The 19,989-nt window shown below is 62.0% G+C and carries 18 protein-coding genes; 10 read left to right on the forward strand and 8 right to left on the reverse strand.

All coding sequences use genetic code 11. The features are described from left to right. Positions 1–26 precede the first annotated feature (26 nt). Both C1896_02240 and C1896_02245 read right to left on the reverse strand, forming a co-directional pair. On the reverse strand, positions 27–1,361 hold the full coding sequence (locus tag C1896_02240) for an FAD-dependent oxidoreductase (GenBank protein AZZ43840.1): 1,335 nt from the start codon (positions 1,359–1,361) through the stop codon (positions 27–29). Positions 1,362–1,533: 172 nt separating this feature from the next. Next, entirely contained in the window at positions 1,534–2,022 is a 489-nt protein-coding gene (locus tag C1896_02245) for an AsnC family transcriptional regulator (GenBank protein ID AZZ43841.1), read from the reverse strand. Between the two features lie 147 nt (positions 2,023–2,169). On the opposite strand from C1896_02245, the gene C1896_02250 reads away from it, so the two are divergent. The 5 genes from C1896_02250 (at position 2,170) to C1896_02270 (ending at position 5,707) form a co-directional block, all read left to right on the forward strand. Continuing rightward, on the forward strand, positions 2,170–3,468 hold the full coding sequence (locus C1896_02250) for a D-amino acid dehydrogenase small subunit (GenBank protein AZZ43842.1): 1,299 nt from the start codon (positions 2,170–2,172) through the stop codon (positions 3,466–3,468). Beyond that, a complete protein-coding gene (locus tag C1896_02255) occupies positions 3,443–3,799 on the forward strand; it encodes a hypothetical protein (GenBank protein AZZ43843.1) in 357 nt (118 codons plus the stop codon). The genes C1896_02250 and C1896_02255 overlap by 26 nt, the downstream gene beginning before the upstream one ends. A gap of 110 nt (positions 3,800–3,909) precedes the next feature. After that, a complete protein-coding gene (locus C1896_02260) occupies positions 3,910–4,458 on the forward strand; it encodes a cupin domain-containing protein (protein AZZ43844.1) in 549 nt (182 codons plus the stop codon). Positions 4,459–4,621: 163 nt separating this feature from the next. Continuing rightward, complete coding sequence (locus C1896_02265; GenBank protein ID AZZ43845.1) at positions 4,622–5,044, forward strand: cytochrome c5 family protein; 423 nt, start codon at positions 4,622–4,624, stop codon at positions 5,042–5,044. 144 nt (positions 5,045–5,188) lie between these two features. Beyond that, a complete protein-coding gene (locus C1896_02270) occupies positions 5,189–5,707 on the forward strand; it encodes a DNA-binding protein (protein AZZ43846.1) in 519 nt (172 codons plus the stop codon). Positions 5,708–5,731: 24 nt separating this feature from the next. Here the strand turns inward: C1896_02270 and C1896_02275 are convergent, their stop codons facing one another. The 4 genes from C1896_02275 to C1896_02290 form a co-directional block, all read right to left on the reverse strand. Continuing rightward, complete coding sequence (locus C1896_02275) at positions 5,732–6,304, reverse strand: xanthine phosphoribosyltransferase (protein AZZ43847.1); 573 nt, start codon at positions 6,302–6,304, stop codon at positions 5,732–5,734. A 190-nt stretch (positions 6,305–6,494) separates the two neighbouring features. Continuing rightward, positions 6,495–7,085, reverse strand: a complete 591-nt coding sequence (locus tag C1896_02280; protein AZZ43848.1) for a DUF1080 domain-containing protein — start codon at positions 7,083–7,085, stop codon at positions 6,495–6,497. 5 nt (positions 7,086–7,090) lie between these two features. After that, entirely contained in the window at positions 7,091–8,710 is a 1,620-nt protein-coding gene (locus C1896_02285) for a glycosidase (protein ID AZZ43849.1), read from the reverse strand. Between the two features lie 2 nt (positions 8,711–8,712). Further along, positions 8,713–10,248, reverse strand: a complete 1,536-nt coding sequence (locus C1896_02290) for an alpha-amylase (protein ID AZZ43850.1) — start codon at positions 10,246–10,248, stop codon at positions 8,713–8,715. A gap of 174 nt (positions 10,249–10,422) precedes the next feature. Between C1896_02290 and gap the strand changes: the two genes are divergently transcribed. From gap to C1896_02315, 5 genes are all read left to right on the forward strand, one after another. After that, positions 10,423–11,442: a type I glyceraldehyde-3-phosphate dehydrogenase gene (gap, locus tag C1896_02295; GenBank protein ID AZZ43851.1), complete on the forward strand. Its 1,020-nt coding sequence runs from the start codon at positions 10,423–10,425 to the stop codon at positions 11,440–11,442. Between the two features lie 12 nt (positions 11,443–11,454). After that, positions 11,455–12,054, forward strand: a complete 600-nt coding sequence (locus tag C1896_02300) for a hypothetical protein (GenBank protein ID AZZ43852.1) — start codon at positions 11,455–11,457, stop codon at positions 12,052–12,054. A 418-nt stretch (positions 12,055–12,472) separates the two neighbouring features. Beyond that, on the forward strand, positions 12,473–13,639 hold the full coding sequence (locus C1896_02305) for an alcohol dehydrogenase (protein AZZ43853.1): 1,167 nt from the start codon (positions 12,473–12,475) through the stop codon (positions 13,637–13,639). A gap of 3 nt (positions 13,640–13,642) precedes the next feature. Continuing rightward, positions 13,643–15,145 carry a methylmalonate-semialdehyde dehydrogenase (CoA acylating) gene (mmsA, locus tag C1896_02310; protein AZZ43854.1) on the forward strand — a complete coding sequence of 501 codons (1,503 nt, stop codon included), beginning with the start codon at positions 13,643–13,645 and terminating at the stop codon, positions 15,143–15,145. 305 nt (positions 15,146–15,450) lie between these two features. Continuing rightward, the gene (locus C1896_02315; GenBank protein ID AZZ47495.1) at positions 15,451–16,215 is read left to right on the forward strand and encodes an IclR family transcriptional regulator; all 765 of its coding nucleotides are present in this window, start codon (positions 15,451–15,453) and stop codon (positions 16,213–16,215) included. Positions 16,216–16,392: 177 nt separating this feature from the next. Here the strand turns inward: C1896_02315 and C1896_02320 are convergent, their stop codons facing one another. Beyond that, the gene (locus tag C1896_02320) at positions 16,393–17,364 is read right to left on the reverse strand and encodes an IS110 family transposase (protein ID AZZ43855.1); all 972 of its coding nucleotides are present in this window, start codon (positions 17,362–17,364) and stop codon (positions 16,393–16,395) included. Positions 17,365–17,753: 389 nt separating this feature from the next. Next, positions 17,754–19,763, reverse strand: coding sequence for a DNA helicase Rep (gene rep / locus C1896_02325; protein AZZ43856.1), 2,010 nt, complete (start codon positions 19,761–19,763; stop codon positions 17,754–17,756). Positions 19,764–19,989: the final 226 nt, after the last annotated feature.

Raw genomic sequence — 19,989 nt, forward strand, 5'->3', positions numbered from 1 at the left:
TTTGGACGCCAGCGCAACGGCGAAATTCAGAACTGGTCTTTAAGCCGGTGCCAGAGCATGCCGAGGGCCAGCAGCGGCGAGCGCAGACGCTGACCGCCAGGGAAGGTCGGGTGTGGCACACGGGAGAACAGGTCGAAGCGTCCCGCGAGCTGACCACTGATGGCCTCGCCGAGCAGGCGTCCTGCCAGGTGTGTGGCGTTCAGGCCGTGTCCGGCATAGGCCTGGGCGTAGTAGACGTTGGGCTGGTCTGGCAGTCGTCCAATTTGTGGCAGCCGGTTGGCGCCGATGCCAATCATGCCGCCCCATTGGTAATCGATTCGGGTGTTTCGTAGGCGGGGGAACACCTCGAGCATCTTCGGTTGCATGTAGGCGGCGATGTCCCTCGGGTCTCGTCCGGAGTAGTGGCAGGCGCCGCCAAATAGCAGCCGGCCATCGGCCGACAGGCGGAAGTAGTCCAGCGCCACTCGCTGATCGCAGACCGCCATGTTCTGCGGCAGCAGTTCCTGTCTGACGTCCTCGGGAAGCGGCTCGGTGGCAATGATGTAACTGCCGGCCGGTAGCACCTTGCCCGCCAGTGATTTGTTCAGCGAACCCAAGTAAGCATTGCCGGCCAGCACGAGCTGACGGGCACGCACGCTGCCCTGCGCGGTGTGAACCCGAACCTGCTGCCCGTAATCGATCCGTTCGACAGCGGATCGTTCGTACAGCTGCACGCCTAGCGATAGGGCTGCGGCTGCTTCGCCCAATGCCAGGTTGAGTGGATGAAGATGGCCCGAGCCCCTGTCGATCAGACCGCCCACGTAGCGATCAGAACCGATGACTTCGCCCATCGCGTCTCTTGGCAGGAGCCTCAATGGGTGCGGATAGCCCAGACGCTGGAGATCGGCATAGTCTGCTTCGAAGCCTTCGACGTGCCGTTGTTTCGTTGCCAGATCGCAGTAACCCCAGGTCAGGTCGCAATCGATGGCGTAGCGCTCGATGCGCTCGCGCACGATGTCCACCGCTTCGAAACCCATACGTTTGAGGCTGTCCACGCCGTCGTCACCTAGCACCGGCTGAAACTGCTCGACGTCATGCCCCACGCCACGAATCAGCTGTCCGCCGTTGCGCCCGCTAGCACCCCAACCGATCAGGTGGGCTTCCAGCAGCACTACGGACAGGCCGCGCTCGGCCAGTTCGATAGCCGTATTGAGACCGCTGAAGCCGCCCCCGACGATGCAGACGTCCGCCTCCAGCTCGCCTTGCAAGGGCTTGAGATCAAGGGTGCGATTGGTGGTGGCCGCGTAGTAGGACGACGCGTGGTGCTGCGCGCGAGCAGCTGATTGCGGGGTGGTCATGGTCGAGCCTTGGACGGTTTGCATGGACCGAAGGGTAGACCGGATGTTTATTGCAGAGCAAAAGCCGCGCGAGGCTGAAGCAAAACCTAACGGTTCTCGGTTCGCTAACGACTGACCCAAAGGCCCGTTCGGCTCGGCTTTTGATGCGCCGGGATTGGGGTTGATCTGGCTGCGAACTCTGCTTGGCTTCCGGCTCCTACTCCGGCACCGGCAGTTCCAACGATTCTTTGACTTCTTCCATCACGATGTAGCTTTTCGACTCACGTACATGCGGCAACTTGAGCAGGATGTCGCCGAGCAACTTGCGGTAGGAGGCCATTTCCGATATCCGCGCCTTGATCAGGTAGTCAAAGTCCCCCGAAACCAGATGGCACTCCAGCACATGAGGCAGCTTGAGCACGGCACGGCGAAACTCTTCGAAGATGTCGCCTGACTTGTAGGCCAGGCTGATCTCGACGAACACCAGCAATCCGCCTTTCAGATGCTGCGGGTTCAGCCTCGCTGTGTAGCCCATGATGATGCCTTCGCGCTCCAGACGTCGAACGCGCTCCGTACACGGGGTGGTCGACAGGCCGATACGCTCGCCCAGTTCGGTAAATGGCATGCGTCCTTCGGCCTGCAGCAGGCGAAGGATCTGGCGGTCGATCTTGTCCAGCTCGCGGCGGGTTTGATGCTTAGTGCGCATAGGCGTATCGCCTCTATATAAGCGGTTACAGGCGTGAATAAATCGCAAATATAGCCTGTTATATAGCGAAAACCACTACATGGCGCTTTCTATACTCCGCATTAACAGTGACTCGAAAAAGCCCGGCAGCACGGGTGGGAGACGGCGATGCGTGTTCTGGTAATGGGAAGCGGCGTGATCGGTACCACCAGTGCCTACTATCTGGCGCGGGCTGGCTTCGAGGTCGTGGTGGTTGACCGTCAGCCAGCCGTGGCGATGGAGACGAGCTTCGCCAATGCCGGCCAGGTTTCCCCCGGTTACGCGTCGCCCTGGGCCGCGCCTGGCGTACCCTTGAAGGCCATGAAATGGCTGATGCAACGCCATGCCCCGCTTGCCATCAAGCTCACTGGCGACATTCAGCAATACCTGTGGATGGCGCAGATGCTGCGCAACTGCACGGCGGCGCGCTACGCGGTGAACAAGGAGCGCATGGTGCGGCTGTCCGAATACAGCCGCGATTGCCTTGATGAGCTGCGCGCTGAAACCGGTATCGATTACGAAGGCCGGCAGTGCGGCACGACCCAACTGTTCCGCACCCAGGCACAGCTCGATAACGCCGCCAAGGACATCGCCGTGCTGGATGCTTCCGGCGTGCCCTATGAACTGCTCGATCGCGCCGGCATCGCACACGCCGAGCCGGCGCTGGCGAAGGTATCGGACAAGCTCAGTGGTGCGCTTCGCCTGCCTAATGACCAGACCGGCGATTGCCAGATGTTCACCACCAAGCTCGCCGAAATGGCCCGCGAGCTGGGCGTCGAGTTCCGTTTTAACCAGGACATCCAGCGGCTGCAGTTTGCGGGTGACCAGCTTGAAGGCGTCTGGATCAATGGCAAGCTGGAAAAGGCCGATCGCTATGTGCTGGCGCTGGGCAGCTACAGCCCGCAGATGCTCAAGCCGCTCGGCATCCGCGCGCCGGTGTATCCGCTCAAGGGCTATTCATTGACCGTACCGATCAGCGACCCCGCGATGGCGCCGGTTTCCACCGTGCTCGACGAGACCTACAAGGTCGCCATTACCCGTTTTGACCAGCGCATCCGGGTGGGCGGCATGGCCGAAATTGCAGGCCATGACCTTTCGCTCAATCCGCGCCGGCGAGAAACGCTGGAAATGGTCGTCGGCGATCTGTTCCCGCAGGGTGGCGATCCGAGTACGGCCGAACTCTGGACCGGCCTGCGCCCGGCCACGCCGGATGGAACGCCGATCATTGGCGGCACACCCTATCGCAACCTGTACTTGAACACCGGGCACGGTACCCTGGGCTGGACCATGGCCTGTGGTTCTGGTCGCTTGCTGGCGGACATGCTGGCGAAAAAGCGCACGCAGATCAGTACCGACGGCCTCGATATTTCCCGCTATGGCACCCAAAAGGAATCGCACAAGCATGCCCATACAGCGCCTGCACACTAACGCTCGCATGAGCCAGATCGTCATACACGGCAACACGGTTTATCTGGCCGGCCAGGTAGGCGAGGACATGAATGCGGGGATCGAACAACAGACCCGCGAGACCTTGGACAACATCGAGCGCCTCTTGCGGCAGGCCGGTACCGATAAGCAGCACATCCTTTCGGTGACCATTTACCTGAAGGACATCGATGCCGATTTCGCCGGCATGAATGCGGTCTGGGATCAGTGGCTGCCGGAAGGCGTCGCGCCGGCGCGTGCCACGGTGGAGGCCAAGCTTTGCGAGCCTGAGATCCTGGTTGAACTGTCGGTTGTGGCCGCACTACCGGCGTAGCCCGATCGCCATCCGGGACGATCTGTCATTTCGTCCCGTTGTGTTGAAAATACTGAACGCCCTCGCCATCATAGCGACCTCAGCAATCGCTCTTATTGGGGGCTCCCGTATTGGACGTTGGCGTTCGACTGCAAACCATCCGCAAACTCAAGGGCCTGTCCCAACGCGAACTCGCCAAACGTGCGGGCGTCACCAACAGCACGATCTCCATGATCGAGAAAAACAGCGTCAGCCCGTCAATCAGTTCGTTGAAGAAGGTGCTGAGCGGGATTCCAATGTCATTGGTCGAGTTTTTCTCGCCTGATTTCGAGCAGGACAGCGATACCCAGGTGGTCTACAAGGCCGGCGAGCTGATCGATATTTCCGACGGTGCGGTGAGCATGAAGCTGGTCGGCAAAGCGCACCCGGGTCGCGCCATCGCATTTCTCGCCGAAACCTATCCGCCTGGCTCCGATACCGGCACCGATATGCTGGCGCACCAGGGCGAAGAGGCTGGCATGCTGGTCGAGGGACGCCTAGAGCTGACGGTGAGCGGCCAGACCTATTTGCTGGAAACAGGCGACAGTTACTACTTCGAGAGCAGCAAGCCGCATCGCTTTCGTAATCCGTTCGATGCGCCGGCCAAGCTGATCAGCGCGACCACGCCGGCCAACTTCTGACCTGTGCGGCTGGCCCAAGCGACGGACGGGTGCCGCTGCGACAAAGCGTCGCTGGGGATGACAGGGCCTTTCGTATTGTTTCGGCGGGCATGGCTTGCCGTTATACTGACCGCCGCTCGCGATACCGTGGCCGCGGGCGTGTCTAGCCACATGAGGGTATAAGGTGAACCTGATTAAGAAGATCCTGGTAGCACAGACTGCCGTATTGGCCCTGTGGGCAGTGAGCGCTCAGGCTGCGACCAACGACGACATCGCCGAGCGCCTCAAGCCGGTAGGCGAAGTGTGTATTCAAGGGGAAGAATGCGCAGCAGCCGGTCCGGCAGCTGCTGCCGCTGGTGGCGGCGCGCTTAGCGGTGAAGAAGTGGTCGGCAAGTTCTGCAACGCCTGCCACGGCACCGGTCTGCTGAACTCGCCGAAGGTCGGCGATACAGCTGCCTGGCAAGCGCGTGCTGATGAGAAGGGTGGTCTCGATGTGCTGTTGGCCAACGCCATCACCGGCATCAACGCCATGCCGCCCAAAGGCACTTGCGCCAGCTGCTCGGATGACGAGCTGATGGCTGCAATCAAGCAGATGTCCGGGCTCTAAGCTTCAGCCGGTCAGACAAAGCCGCCTTCGGGCGGCTTTGTCGTGTCTGGCGGGGAGAAAAGCGGCGCTGCATCGGGTCGAAACTTCAAACCCATTCCCGGGGCCTGCACCGACATCAGGCCTCCGCACGAAGATGAGGTGCCCATGCCCAGTTCCGCCCCGCATCCCGAGCAATTGCATTTTTCCAGCGACGGTCGTACGCCGAACAGCTCGCATCCGGTGCTGGTGTACCGGCAGTTGCCGCTGGCTGATAGCGACTACGCCAGCGCGTTCGAAAATCTGTTCAATAGCCATCTGTGGCCGGCCCAATGGCGTGCGGGTGTGTACGACTATCACCACTTTCATTCGACCGCTCATGAGGTGCTCGGCGTTTCGCGGGGTTCGGCGCGGCTGATGCTCGGTGGCGAGCAGGGGCAGGAAGTCGAGGTGCGCGCTGGCGACGCGCTGGTGCTGCCGGCCGGCACCGGTCATTGCCAGCTCAGCGCCAGCAATGATTTCGAAGTGGTGGGCGGTTACCCGGTCGAGCAGCAGTACGATCTGCTGCGCCCGGATGAAGCCAGCCATGATGAGGCACAGGCGCGCGCTCAGCGGGTCAGCGTACCGGTGAGCGATCCGGTTGCCGGCACGCAGGGCGCGTTGGTTGATCTGTGGCGTAAGGAATAAGCCTCAGGGAGTGGCGCGGGGCGCTTACTCCACGAACACCACCTGCCCGTCGCTGAGGGCGGCCACGCGAGCCAGGGATTCAACCCGGAAGCCCGCTTCTTCAAGTTCCTGCCGGCCGGCCTGGAAGGACTTCTCGATGACGATGCCAAGCCCGGCGATGCTCGCGCCGGCCTGCTGAATGATCGAAATCAGTCCCTTGGCCGCTTTACCGTTGGCCAGGAAATCGTCGATGACCAGCACCCGGTCGTTTGGCGACAGGTGATTGGTGGAAATCGCGATGGTGCTCTCGACCTGCTTGGTGAAGGAGTACACCGAGGCCGTCAACAGGTGATCGGTCAGGGTCAGCGACTGATGCTTGCGGGCAAAAATGACCGGCACGCCCAGCTCCAGGCCCGCCATGATCGCTGGCGCGATGCCCGAGGCTTCGATGGTGACGATCTTGGTGATCTTCTCGTCGCGGAACCGGCGAGCGAATTCCTGGCCGATCTGCTGCATCAGCACAGGGTCGATCTGATGATTCAGGAAAGCATCGACCTTCAGTACGCGGTCGGAGAGTACGATGCCTTCATTGCGGATCTTCTGTTTCAGCTGTTCCACGAACGCGCTACCTCAAGCGTGAGCGGCCGGGTTTGCCTGACGAATCGGGGTGCTGAAAACCAGTTGGGCGCTGCGCCATGGAGGCGAGCGCCCAGCTCGTTTCGATTCTGCATCCGTCCGTCACTGCTTACCGCAGCCTGGAAAGCCGCGCATTCTCGCTCAATTCTGCTCGCAGGTCCAAGTGGACCGTTCAGTCCGGTGTTTCGATCGACAGGCGGCGGAAACGCGCCGCTTCGCCGTGGTGTTGAAGCACCACGTGGCCTTCGAAGGATTGGGCAAAGCGAGGATAGTCTTTGAATTTACTCTGGGTGATGCGTTCCCGCAGCGCCGGATCATCGAGCCGGTAGCGCAGCACCCGTTGCCCGTCCAGCCAGTGCTCGACTTCGCCGTTGTGAAGGCTCAACGCCGCTTCGATGAACTGTTCGGGCTCAATCTGCGTTTCGATATCAGGTCGCAGCAAGCCGTAGAGCGCGCCGTTGCGGGTCGTCGGTTCGCGGCCATCGGGATGGCCGCGGTCATCGAGCAGCTGCATTTCCGGGCCGCTGTGCCAGCTGAGATCAGCACCTTCGTCGACGCAACAGAACACACCGGAATTGCCGGCAAAGGGCAGGGCGAATTCGAAGCGCAGGATGAAATCCCGGTAGCGTTGCCGGGATATCAGATCGACGCGCCGCGACCCGGCCACGGCGCAGAGCTCGTCGCCTGCAACACACCAGCAATCGTGAGGAAAGTCGTCTCCATGCCAGGCGCGCCATTGGGTTGCATCGAGCTGGTGGGGCATCTGGATTACCCGAACAGTTGCTGTTTGCGCCGCAGCCAACGGTAGCCGTACGGCCCGAGGCGGATTTTCAGCGGCGAGCCTTCGGGCTGATCGTAGTTGCTGTCGGCGAGCACATCGACCATGTCCTGCAGATCGTCAGCGGTGATTTCCACTGTGGTTTCCTTGTCGGCCAGGTTGACCAGCATAAGCACGCTGGAGCCATTGTCGTGGCGGATGGCGAACACCGCCGGATCCTCGACATGCACCGTCTGCCGCTTGCCGATACCTATTTCACGCAGCCCGACCCGCGTGCGGATCATGTTGCCGGTGCGGGCCATCAGTGAATCGCTGCGCAGGGTCTGGGCGAATACATTGATCTTTTCGTAGGCGAAGGGGCCTTCATCGATCAGGGGCGCCGCCAGCTCGCCGGTGGTGCAGGAAAACCCGGCGTTGGGCTCGTTGGACCACTGCATCGGAGTGCGCACGGCCTGGCGCTCGGGGCGCTCCATGTCGTCGCCCATGCCGATTTCCTCGCCATAGCGGATGATCGGTGTGCCCGGCAGCGAAAACAGTAACGCATGCGTGGCAGCGATTCGGCGCTCATCGCCATCGAGCATCGGCGCGAGCCGCCGCCGAATGCCGCGGTTATACGCGCGCATCTTCGGATCGGGGGCAAAGGTGTCCATGACCTCGTTGCGCTCATCTTCTTTCAGCCGATCCAGGCTCAGCTCGTCATGGTTGCGAATCCACAGTGCGTACTGCGAATGGCTGGGTGGCAGCGGTTGGCTGTTCAAGGCGCGAACCAGCGGTTCGGCCTGTTGCCGGGCCAGCGCCAGGAAGAGGTGGTTGTTGGTCCAGAAATCCAGCAGCAGGGTGACGCGGTCCGCCTCGTCCCCGAAGTACTCGACATACTTTTCCGGGTCGGTGTCGATCTCGCCGAGCAGTACGGTTTCCGGGCGGCGCATGGTGACGAAGTCGCGCATGTGTTCCAGCAGCCAGTAGCCCTTTTTCAGATCCCCACCACCGGCCTGGCGCACCATGTGTACCGCCGCATCGATGCGAAAGCCGGACACACCCAGGCGCAGCCAGAACGACATGATCCGCTCGATTTCGTGAATGACCCGCGGGTTGGCGAGGTCCAGGTCCGGCTCGTGCTTGTAGAACAGGTGGCGGTAGTACTGGCCGGCTTCCTCATCCCAGGTCCAGATACTGTCTTCGACCGTCGGAAAGATCGGCGCCATCGAAGTGTCCGGCTCATCTGCCCAGATGTAGTAGTCGCGGTACGGCGAATTTCGGTCGCGGCGCGCCTCCTGGAACCATTTGTGCTCGCTGGAGGTGTGTTGCACCAGCAGTTCGACGATCACGTGTAGGCCGAGCTCCTCGGCCTTTTCCAGCAGCGCCACCATGTCAGCCAGATCACCGAATTGCGGGGCGATCTGCAGGTGGTCGGTGACGTCGTAGCCGGCGTCGAGGAACGGCGAAGCGTAGCAGGGCATGATCCAGACGGCGGTGGCCCCTAGGCCGCGGATGTAGTCCAGTCGTTCAGTGATGCCGCGCAAGTCGCCGCAGCCGTCGCCGTTGCTGTCACGGAAGAGTGCGGGATCGACCTGATAGATCACCGCGTTGCGATACCAGAGTGGACGCATGCTCAGCTCTCCGCCGGGCGCAGGACCAGCGCCTGCCCGGCTGACAAATTGCCATTAAAGGGTTCGCCTTCCCCGACGCCATCGCTGGCGATCTCCACCAGCCAATGGGCGCTTTGGGGGAACGCGTGTGGGTGATCGGCAAAATTGATGCAGACCAGGCGGCAGTCGTCGCCCTGCTGTCGGTGGTAGGCCAGAACATCAGGGTGCGATGGCAGCTCTGCGAAATCGCCGTGGTGCAGCGCCGGGCTGGCCTTGCGCGCGGCGAGCAAGCGCTGGTAGAGCGCAAATATCGAATTCACCGCGCCGGTCTGGCGCTCGGCCGCCAGTTCGTCGGCCTCGGGTGGGAAGGGCAGCCAGGGTGCAGCGCCGTCCCAGCCATGCGGCGGCTCAGCTTGCCAGGGAATCGGCGCCCGGCAACCGTCACGGCCGCCCGGATCGACACGGGTCTCGGCAGTGATCACCGCGTCTTCCAGCCCCAGCTCCTCGCCCTGATAGATGAAGGGCGTACCACGCAAGGTCAGCAGCAGCACTGCGGCGGCACGGGAGGCCTGTTCGGAGCCTTGATAGCGGCTGCGCTGGCGCACGTTGTCGTGGTTGGACAGTACCCAGGTGGGCCAGGCGCCGGCCGGTTGCAGCCAATGCTGCACGTCGCGGATGCAGGTGCGAAACAGCACCGGGTCCCAGGGCGCGTCGAGCGGGTTGAAGTTGAAGGCCAGGTGCAGCTCGTCGCCGGCGCCGTAGTACTGCAGCACGCGCTCGGTGGAGCGGATATTCACCTCGCCCACCAGCATGCGATCGCCGGGGTAGCTGTCGACCAGCTTGCGCAATCCGCGCAGCACTTCGTGGCTGTAGGGCTGGTCGTTGAAGTCCGACAGCGGTTGGCCGGCCTGGCAGCGCGGGTCGTCGGCGAAGATCGGATCCTTGCCGGTGCAGTGGATGACGTCGATGCGAAAACCGTCGATGCCGCGATCGAGCCAGAAGCGCAGCACGTCGTGCATCGCCTCCACCACTTCGGGGTTGCGCCAGTTCAGATCCGGCTGCTTGGCGAGGAACAGGTGCAGGTAGTACTGCTGGGTCTGCTCGTCCCAGGTCCAGGCGCTGCCGGCGCCCAGCGCGGCACGCCAGTTGTTGGGCTCGTCACGCCAGATGTACCAGTCGCGCTTCGGGTTGTCCCGCGAGCTGCGCGACTCGACGAACCAGGGGTGTTCATCGGAGGTGTGATTGGGCACGAAATCAAGCAGTACGCGAATGCCGCGGGCGTGGGCTTCGGTGATCAGCCGATCAATATCGCTCAGCGAACCGAACAGGGGGTCGATGTCGCAGTAATCGCTGATGTCGTAGCCGGCGTCGGCCATCGGCGAGCGGAAGATCGGCGACAGCCACAGTGCGTCGACGCCGAGCTGCTGCAGATGGTCGAGATGCTGCAGTACGCCGTTGAGGTCGCCAATGCCGTCGCCGTTGCTGTCAGCGAAGGACCTTGGATAGATCTGATAAATGGTGGCGCCTTTCCACCAGGGTGCTGGGAATGACTCGCTCATTGCTCGTGGCCCTTTTCCGGTGTCGGCAAGCCCGGCGCAACGGGCCTGTGAGAGTTACGACTGACGAGCGGTGGCTGGGTTTCCCCGGTTCATTGATCTCCGTCGGACGGTACTGAACGCGACTGCGGATACTCCGACTAACCTTCACCAGCCTCAACGACCCAGGAGAGCACCATGTTGCGAGTTGCTATCAATGGCTACGGCCGTATCGGCCGAGCTGTACTGCGAGCCCTGTTCGAGCGAAACCTGGAAAACCAGATCCATATCGAAGCGATCAACGACCTCAGCGAGCGCTCGGCGATGGCGCATCTGACGCGCTTCGATACCACCTTCGGCCGTTTCCACGGGCAGGTCGATTTGCGCGATGACGTGATGCAGATCCGTGGCCAGTCGATCCGCCTGCTCCAGGAACGCGATCCGACGCAGCTGCCGTGGAAACAGCTAGGTGTCGACGTGGTGCTGGAGTGCTCGGGGAAATTCAAGAAGCGCGACCTGATCGATCAGCACCTGCAGGCCGGTGCCCAGCGGGTGTTCGCCTCGCACCCATTGGACGGCGCTGATCTGACGGTCGTCTACGGCGTCAACCATGAGCTGCTCGACAGCAGCCATCGTGTGATCTCCAATGCCTCCTGCACCACCAATTGCCTGGCGCCGCTGGCCAAGGTGCTACATGAGTCAGTGGGGATCCGCCAGGGCCTGCTGAACACGGTGCACTCCTACACGAATGACCAGAGCCTGCTGGACAAGGCGCACAAGGATCTCTACCGCGCCCGTGCCGCAGCCGAATCGATTATTCCGTCGACCACCGGTGCGGCCAAGGCTATCGGTCTGGTGTTGCCCGAGCTGGCCGGGCGTCTGGACGGGCTGGCGGTTCGGGTGCCGACACCAAACGTGTCGCTGGTGGACCTCACCTTCACCGCCGAGCGTGCACCGGGAAGCGTTGAGGCAATCAACCAGATCCTCCGGGAAGGCGCCCAGAAAATGCCGCTCGGCGTCATGGAGTGCAACGATCTGCCGCTGGTCTCGCGCGACTTCTTCGGCCATCCGACCTCGTGCGTGGCCGACCTCAGCCACACGCGCGTACAGGGCGACCTGGTCAAAGTACTGGCCTGGTACGACAACGAATGGGCCTTCTCCAACCGCATGCTCGACGTGCTGCTCCATTGGGGCGACGGTAATGCGCAGGCTAGCTGACGGATCGACCGGATGAGCGATGAGGCGAGCATCTGGACGCAACGGCTGGCCGATTTCAGGGCGGCTACGGCGGCCAACCAGCCAACGCCCGGTTGCGGTGCGACCGCCGCTGTTACGGCCGACATCGGGCTTGCGTTGGTACTCAAGGGGCTGCGTATCAGCGAGGCCCACGGGTCCGATCCGACTCGCCGCGCGCTGTTGCAAGCGGCGGAAGCACTGTTGGGCAGGCCCGGCGCGTTTGCGGATGATGATGTCCAGGCTTTCGGGGACTACCTGAACGCTGCGCGGAACGGTGAGCCCGAACAGAAGCAGGCCGCGTCTCGTCAGGCCTGTGCCGTGCCGCTGGCTTTGGCGCATTGCTGCTTGGAGGCGCTCGAGCTGGCGGTTGATGCTTGGCCATGTACCGACCCGAACGTGCAAAGCGATGCCCAGGCCGGCGCCGTGCTCATTCATGCCGGGCTCAGCGCAGCCTTGATTAACGTGGATGCGGATATGGCAAGTATCGAAGACGCTGCCAGCCGCGATCAGGTTGCGCAAGCTCGAACGCGCTTACAGGCTGAGGGCGACGGCCTGTTGCAGCGTCTGCTCGGTCAGGCGCTGTCCCGTTCTTAGTGCAGCTGATCGCCAGCAAGCTGGCTCCTACGAAAAGCCCGCGTCGTCAGCCGCTCGTGGTCTGTAGGGGGCCCCGCGCTGACGATCTAATTACGCTCGGAAAAGGCTGGGGTTCAGTGCGGCTGTGGCATAACAAACCCCACATTCCTGTAGGAGCCAGCTTGCTGGCGATCCGGTCCCTCTCCCTTGTCACGTTCACCAAGTATCCATACGGGCCTGGCCACCAGCTCCGATAACGAGAATAAACGTCTCGTTTTAGGTTGACGCCTGCCGTCATTGTTTCTAGTCTCCAAGCCACCTGAGACGAACTTTCTCAATCGAGACCTGAAGTTTTCTCACGCAATCCGTTCACATAGCGCCTCATCTGGCTGGCATTTCGACCTGTCCGAGCGCAGCGCGAACCCTATCGGAGAAGCCAATGAGCCATCGCATCGTCCTGCCGCGCCTGATGGAAGTCGGCCCCGGCGCCAGCCAGCAGATCGTCTCCGTGCTGCATAACCTTGGTTGCAAACGACCACTGATCGTGACCGACCGGATGATGGTCGAGCTGGGCTATGTCGCCCGAATCAGCGAGATCCTGGCCAACGCGGATATTCCCAGCGACTGCTTTGCTGACACGCTGCCGGAGCCGACTGCGGCATCGATTCGTGCCGGCGTCGAAATGGTGCGTCAGGGTGATTACGATTCGATCATCGCCCTCGGTGGCGGCAGCCCCATCGATTCGGCCAAGGCCATCGGCATCCTAGGCAAATTTGGCGGCGAGATACGCGATTACCGCTTCCCACGTGATGTCAGCGAGGCGGGCCTGCCACTGATCGCCGTCCCAACCACGGCGGGCACCGGCTCGGAAGCGACCCGTTTCACCATCATCACCGACGAAACCAGCGACGAGAAACTGCTCTGCGCCGGCCTCGGCTTCATGCCGGTCGCCGCGCTGATCGATTACGAACTGACCCTGTCGCTGCCGCCGCGGGTTACTGCCGATACCGGCATCGACGCGCTGACCCACGCCATCGAGGCTTACGTCAGCCGCAAGGCCAGCCTCTACAGCGATGCCCAGGCCCTGCAGGCCATGCGCTTGCTGGCGCCGAATCTGCGTGCGGCCTATCACGTGCCGAGCAACCGCCAGGCCCGCGAGGCAATGATGTTGGGTGCGACCCTGGCTGGCATTGCCTTCTCCAACGCCTCGGTGGCGCTGGTCCACGGCATGAGCCGGCCCATCGGTGCGTTTTTCCATGTGCCGCACGGGCTGTCCAACGCCATGCTGCTGCCGGCGATCACGGCGTTTTCGATTCCCGCCGCACCGGAGCGTTATGCCGACTGCGCGCGTGCCATGGGGGTGGCGGGCGAGGGCGACACCGTCGAGGCAGCCAACGAAAAGCTGCTGACCGAGCTGCGCGCGATCAACAAGGAACTGCAGGTGCCCAGCCCCGAGCAGTTCGGCATCACCCGCGAGCGCTTCTTCGAACTGCGCCAAACCATGGCAAAACAGGCGCTGGCCTCGGGTTCGCCCGGCAACAACCCGCGGGTGCCCACCGAAGCTGAAATCATCGACCTATACGAAACCGTCTGGAACCAGGAGTGACCCATGCAGACCCTCGGTAACCTGATCAACAACGAGGCCGTCGCTGGCCGCTCCGAACGCCATTCGACCGTCTACAACCCGGCTACCGGAGAGCCACGTCTTTACGTCTCGCTGTCTTCGGCTGAGGAAACCCGTGAAGCCGTCGCTGCCGCCCAAGCCGCGTTCGAAGGCTGGTCGAAGACGCCCCCGCTGGTCCGTGCTCGCGTCATGTTTCGCTTTAAGGCCTTGCTCGAAGCGCGTCGCGACGACGTCGCACGGCTGATCTCGCTGGAGCACGGCAAGGTGTTCTCCGATGCCCAGGGCGAAGTGACCCGCGGCCTCGAAGTGGTGGAGTTCGCCTGCGGCATTCCGCACCTGCTCAAGGGCGAGTTCTCGCCCAACGTCGGGCGCGATATCGATTCCAACTCGCTGATGCAGCCGCTGGGCGTCTGTGTCGGCATCACGCCTTTCAACTTCCCGGCCATGGTGCCGCTGTGGATGCTGCCGGTGGCCATCGCCTGCGGTAACACCTTCGTCCTCAAGCCGTCGGAAAAGGACCCGAGCGCGACCATGCTGCTCGGCGAGCTGCTGGCGGAGGCCGGCCTGCCGGCGGGCGTGCTAAATATCGTCAATGGCGACAAGGAGGCCGTGGACGTGCTGCTGACCGACGAGCGCGTACAGTCGGTGAGCTTCGTCGGCTCGACGCCCATCGCCGAGTACATCTACAGCACTGCCTCGGCCCACGGCAAGCGCTGCCAGGCTCTGGGCGGGGCGAAGAACCACATGGTGATCATGCCCGACGCCGATCCGCAGCAAGTGGTTAGCTCGCTGATGGGCGCCGCGTATGGCTCGGCCGGCGAACGCTGCATGGCGATTTCAGTGGCAGTCTGTGTGGGTGACGAGGTGGCTGACAATCTGGTCGAGATGCTCAAAGGCGAAATCAGCCAGATGCGCACCGGCCCGGGCACGGGCGTCGAACCCGAGCCGCACATGGGGCCGCTGGTCACACGCGAGCATCAGCAGAAGGTGTCCGGCTACATCGATCTGGGTGTGGAGGAGGGCGCCACGCTGGTCTGCGACGGGCGCGGGTTGAAGGTCGAGGGTTACGAGAACGGCTTTTATGTCGGTCCGACACTGTTCGACCGGGTGACACCGCAGATGCGTATCTACAAGGAGGAAATCTTCGGGCCCGTCTTGGCGGTCGTGCGCGTCAACGCCTTCGACGAGGCGCTTAAGCTGGTCAACGACCACGAGTTCGGCAACGGCACCTCGATCTTCACCCGCGACGGCGACACCGCGCGACAGTACGAGGAAGAGGTCAAGGTGGGTATGGTCGGCGTCAACGTGCCAATCCCGGTGCCGATGGCCTTCCATTGCTTCGGTGGCTGGAAGCGCTCGATCTTCGGTCCGCTGAACATGCATGGCCCGGACGGTGTGCGCTTTTTCACCCGGATGAAAACCGTGACCCGGCGCTGGCCGACCGGGATCCGTGCCGGGACGGATTTCTCCATGCCAACGATGAAGTAAGCGTTTGGTAGGTCGGCTTGTGCTCGTTTTGGTGGGCTGAAGCCCATCCTACGGGTTTGCCTAGCACGGGCGGGCGCGGATTCTCGATCCGCATAGTAGGGTGGGCTTCAGCCCACCAATTGGCCTGCAGGCTCTTTAACCGGGTGCCGCGCCGGTGGGGGCCGCTGGCGCCATCCACGAAGTTGAATGCATTGCTGTCTACTTCTGGTGGGCTTCAGCCCATCAGCGTGTTCAAAGTTTGCATCGGTCGTGACACGACTTCGCGCCGCGGCGCGCTTTATTTCTTTCTGACTGCAGGGTTGGTGATGCGCAGTACCCCCCGTGAAAAAGGTTCATCCATTACCCGCGTGCTCGAGATCATCGAAGCCGTAGCCAGCGCTGCGGAGCCGCTGACCCCCAGTGCATTGGCGGACAAGCTGGACATCCCCAAGCCGAGCGCCCACCGCTTGGTGCAGACGCTGGAGAAAGAGGGCTTCCTGCAGTTTGGCCTCAAGGGCGGTCTGCTGCCGGGCGATCGGCTGCATGCGACGGCGGTGAATATCCTGGGCAGCGGCCGCCACAAGGCGCTGCGTCAGGCGATCCTGCGGCAGTTGTCCGATGAGATCGGGGAAACCTGCGGCTTGTCGGTGCCGGATGGCCTGGACATGCTCTATTTTGATCGCGTGCAGACCAATTGGCCGTTGCAGATCAACCTACCCATCGGCAGTCATACGCCGCTCTGGTGCACGGCCAGCGGCAAGCTTTACCTTGCCTCGCTGCCGGACGACCAGCTGGAGCGCATCCTGCCCAGGCTGCCGATCCGGCAGATGGCGCGAAATACGGTCACCGATCTGAGTGCCTTACGTGACGACCTGGTGCGGATACGGGAAGAGGATCTGGCCACCGATTCGGAGGAGTTCATCGACGGCATGGTCGCCTGCGCCGTCCCGGTGCGCGATGCCCGCGGCGAATTGAGCGCCTGTCTGTTCACCCATGCTCCGGTGATTCGCTGTTCGATGGAGTCACTGCTCGCCTTCGTGCCCCGCCTGCGCGCTGCGGCGAAGGAGCTGGAGGCGATCGTATCCGGCTGATAGCCCACGCTGTATGCCAAACGACAAGACGGCCCCAGCCTGACTGTAGGAGCCAGCTTGCTGGCGATCCGCGGCCCCGCGAATGCCATGATCGCGAGCAAGCTCGCTCCTACATAAAGCGCAGCAGCGCCGTTCGATGTTGCGGGTGTCGTCAGCAGGTAGATACCGTCTTCCCCATTACCGAGCAAGGGCCAGTTGAGGGTCGAAACGCTGGCCCGATTTAAGTACCCCATAGGCGATGTGCAGCAGCTTGCGCATCGCTGCACAGACGATTTGTTTTCCGGATTTTCCTTTTGCACTCAGACGCTCGCGTAGAGCACTAATGGCCGGGTTGTGTGTGAGCGAGCAGACCGCCGGCATGTAGAGCCCAGCCCTCAAGCGAGACGATCCTGTGCGGGATATGCGCGTCTGGCCTTTGTAGGAGCCAGACTCCTGAAGGCGGGGGTTCAGCCCGGCATAAGCGGTGATCGCGCGTGAGCTGGCGAAGCGTAACGGATCGCCCAGCTCAGCCAGCAACAGGGCTGCGGAACGATCGCCGATGCCATCAATGCTGGTCAGCAGGTCGCGTTTGTTGCGCAGGTCCGGGTCATCATCGATGTGGTCTCGGATCGCACGGAGCGTCTCTCCGATCTGCCGCTCGACATGGTGCAGCACTGAGTAGATTGAAGCCTGCACACTAGCGTCGGCCAGATCCAAGCGGTTGCGTTCCATTTGTTGGATCTCCTGCAGATCCTCCAAGCGCCGCACTAATGCTTTCAAGCGCCGGACGGCGGGAGGCTCAGGCTGCCAGGCCCGCAGATCGCTCTGGTGCCGCTCGCCATACTCAGCGATGAGTTTGGCGTCGACTTTGTCGGTCTTTACGCGCTGGAGCTGGCTTCGAGCGTAATAGGCGACCTGTGCAGGATTGAGCACGCAGACCTGATAGCCTTTATCGTGAAGCCAGGTCGCGAGCGCTTCATGGTAAGCGCCGGTCGCTTCCATCACGATCCAGGCTTGGGCATTGGCGTGCTTGAGCAGCCACTGCTGGAGCGCTTCGAAACCGGCCACCTCGTTAGGCAATTTGGCCTTGGTGCGGTACTTGCCATTGGGCTGCTGGGTGGCGATGTCGAACGTGCGTTTGGCGATATCGATGCCGATGACGCTGGGCATAAGAACTCCTCCTGCTGGTTCAGAAAGATCAATACTTCACTCAGCTCTACCTTGCTGATGCGAGCTCTCGCCGGAGGCGGGCTCTGGATACCGTTCGAGCTGTAAGAGTGAGTATGGAAGGCCGCAGCGCTATCTACGTCGCAGGCTCAAAGCCTAAGGGTGGATACGGCTTTCTGACCTTCCCCCGATGATCAGTCGGGAACTATCACCCCAACATAGCGTGGTAGTCGAGATACAAGGGTGGATGACGCTCTTTTCATCCACCGTGATTCCGCTCAGTGAATCGCGCCCCACGAATTGGTGGAGCGCAACCGGTGCCGTCGCCTGGTGGATCGGTGGATCGGTGAAGCGTGATCCACCCTACGTTTGCTTGAGTCGTGCAGGCGCCGCTACTTCTTCAACATCGCCCGCATCGCTGCCAGTGCATCGTTGCCGCGCGCGGCTTTCACCTCTACCGGCGCGTCTTCCTGGCCTTCCCACTCCAGGTCTTCCTGGGGCAGCTCGTCGAGGAAGCGGCTGGGCATGCATTCGATGATTTCCCCGTACTGCTTGCGCTTGGCGGCAAAGGTCATGGCCAGGTTCTGCCGCGCCCGGGTGATGCCGACGTAGGCCAGGCGGCGTTCTTCCTCGATGGTGTCGGCTTCGATGCTGGAGCGGTGCGGGAGGATTTCTTCCTCCATGCCAAGGATGAACACGTACGGAAACTCCAGCCCCTTGGATGCATGCAGGGTCATCATCTGCACGCCGTCAGCGCCTTCTTCCTCTTCCTGCTGACGTTCGAGCATGTCGCGCAGCACCAGTTTGGCGATGGCTTCCTCGATGGTCATCTCGCCTTCTTCGTCTTTCTCCAGCGTGTTTTTCAGCGCATCGATGAGGAACCAGACGTTGCCCATGCGGAAGTCGGCGGCCTTGTCACTGGACGTCTGTCCACGCACCCAGGTCTCGTAGTCAATATCCATGACCATACTGCGCAGCGCAGCGATCGGGTCGTTCTGCGCGCACTGCATGCGCAGGTTGTCCATGTAGCGCTTGAAGCGTGACAGGCGATCAGTGAAGCGGCTGTCCAGATGCTCGCCCAGCCCCATCTCGTCGCAGGCGGTATACATGGAAATCTTGCGCGCGGTGGCGTAGTTGCCGAGTTTTTCCAGGGTGGTAGAACCGATTTCCCGGCGCGGCACGTTGATCACGCGAAGGAAGGCATTGTCGTCGTCCGGATTGACCAGCAAGCGGAAGTAGCTCATTAGGTCTTTTACTTCCTGGCGAGCAAAGAAACTGGTGCCGCCGGACAGGCGATAGGGAATCTGGTGGTGCTGCAGCTTCAGCTCGATCAGCTTGGCCTGGTAGTTGCCGCGGTAGAGGATGGCGAAATCACTGTAGGGCCGCTGGGTCTTCAGGTGCAGGGTGAGGATTTCCATGGCCACACGCTCGGCCTCGGCTTCCTCGTTGCGGCAACGAATCACGCGGATCGCGTCGCCATGACCCATCTCCGACCAAAGCTGTTTCTCGAAGGCGTGCGGGTTATTGGCGATCAGCACGTTCGCGCATTTAAGGATGCGACTGGTGGAGCGGTAGTTCTGCTCGAGCATCACCACCTTCAGCGAGGGAAAGTCATCCTTCAGCTGCATCAGGTTTTCCGGCCGTGCGCCGCGCCAGGCGTAGATCGACTGGTCGTCGTCGCCCACTACGGTGAAATGCGCGCGCTCCTGCACCAGCAGCTTCACCAGCAGGTACTGGCTGGCGTTGGTGTCCTGATACTCGTCCACCAGCATGTAGCGGACCTTGTTGCGCCACTTCTCCAACACCTCGGGGTGGTTCTGGAACAGCTTCACCGGCTGCATGATGAGGTCGTCGAAATCCACCGCGTTGTACGCCTTGAGCGTGCGCTGATAGTGCGTATAGACGATGGCCGCGGTTTGTTCCTTCGGATTGCGAGCATTGGCCAGCGCCTCTTCAGGAATGATCAGGTCATTCTTCCAGCTGCCGATGTAGCCCTTGATCTCGTCCACGCCGTCATCGCCGGCGTATTCCTTCTGCATGATGTCGGTCAGCAGCGCCTTGATGTCACCTTCGTCGAAGATTGAAAAGCCGGGCTTGTAACCCAACTTGGCGTATTCCTTGCGAATGATGTTCAGACCGAGGTTATGAAAGGTCGAGACCGTCAGGCCGCGGCCTTCTCCGCCGCGTAGCAGGCTGCTGACGCGCTCCTTCATCTCGCGGGCGGCCTTGTTGGTGAAGGTCACGGCGACGATGTACTGAGCGCGAATGCCACATTGCTGGATCAGGTAGGCGATCTTGCGAGTGATCACGCTGGTCTTGCCGGAGCCGGCGCCGGCGAGCACCAGCATGGGGCCGCCGACGTAGTTCACGGCTTCCTGCTGCCGGGGATTGAGTCGGGACATCGTCGTTTGGTCTATCGAAACGGGGGCGAGAGTTTAGCAGGGCTATGGCTGTGAATTGGTGCTGTCGACCGGCTGCGGCTACCGGTCGTCGCCAGCGAGGCTGGGTTATCCATTGCAATGCTCTAGTCTATGCGCCGCGGCGCCCGCTTTAGGCTGCTCAGCTTGCCGCCCCGCTTCACACAGGGAGGTGTAACCGTCGAGGTGGCAATACTGCCTTCTGCTCCGT

The organism is Pseudomonadaceae bacterium SI-3 (genome assembly GCA_004010935.1).
Classification (GTDB): Bacteria; Pseudomonadota; Gammaproteobacteria; order Pseudomonadales; family Pseudomonadaceae; genus Stutzerimonas.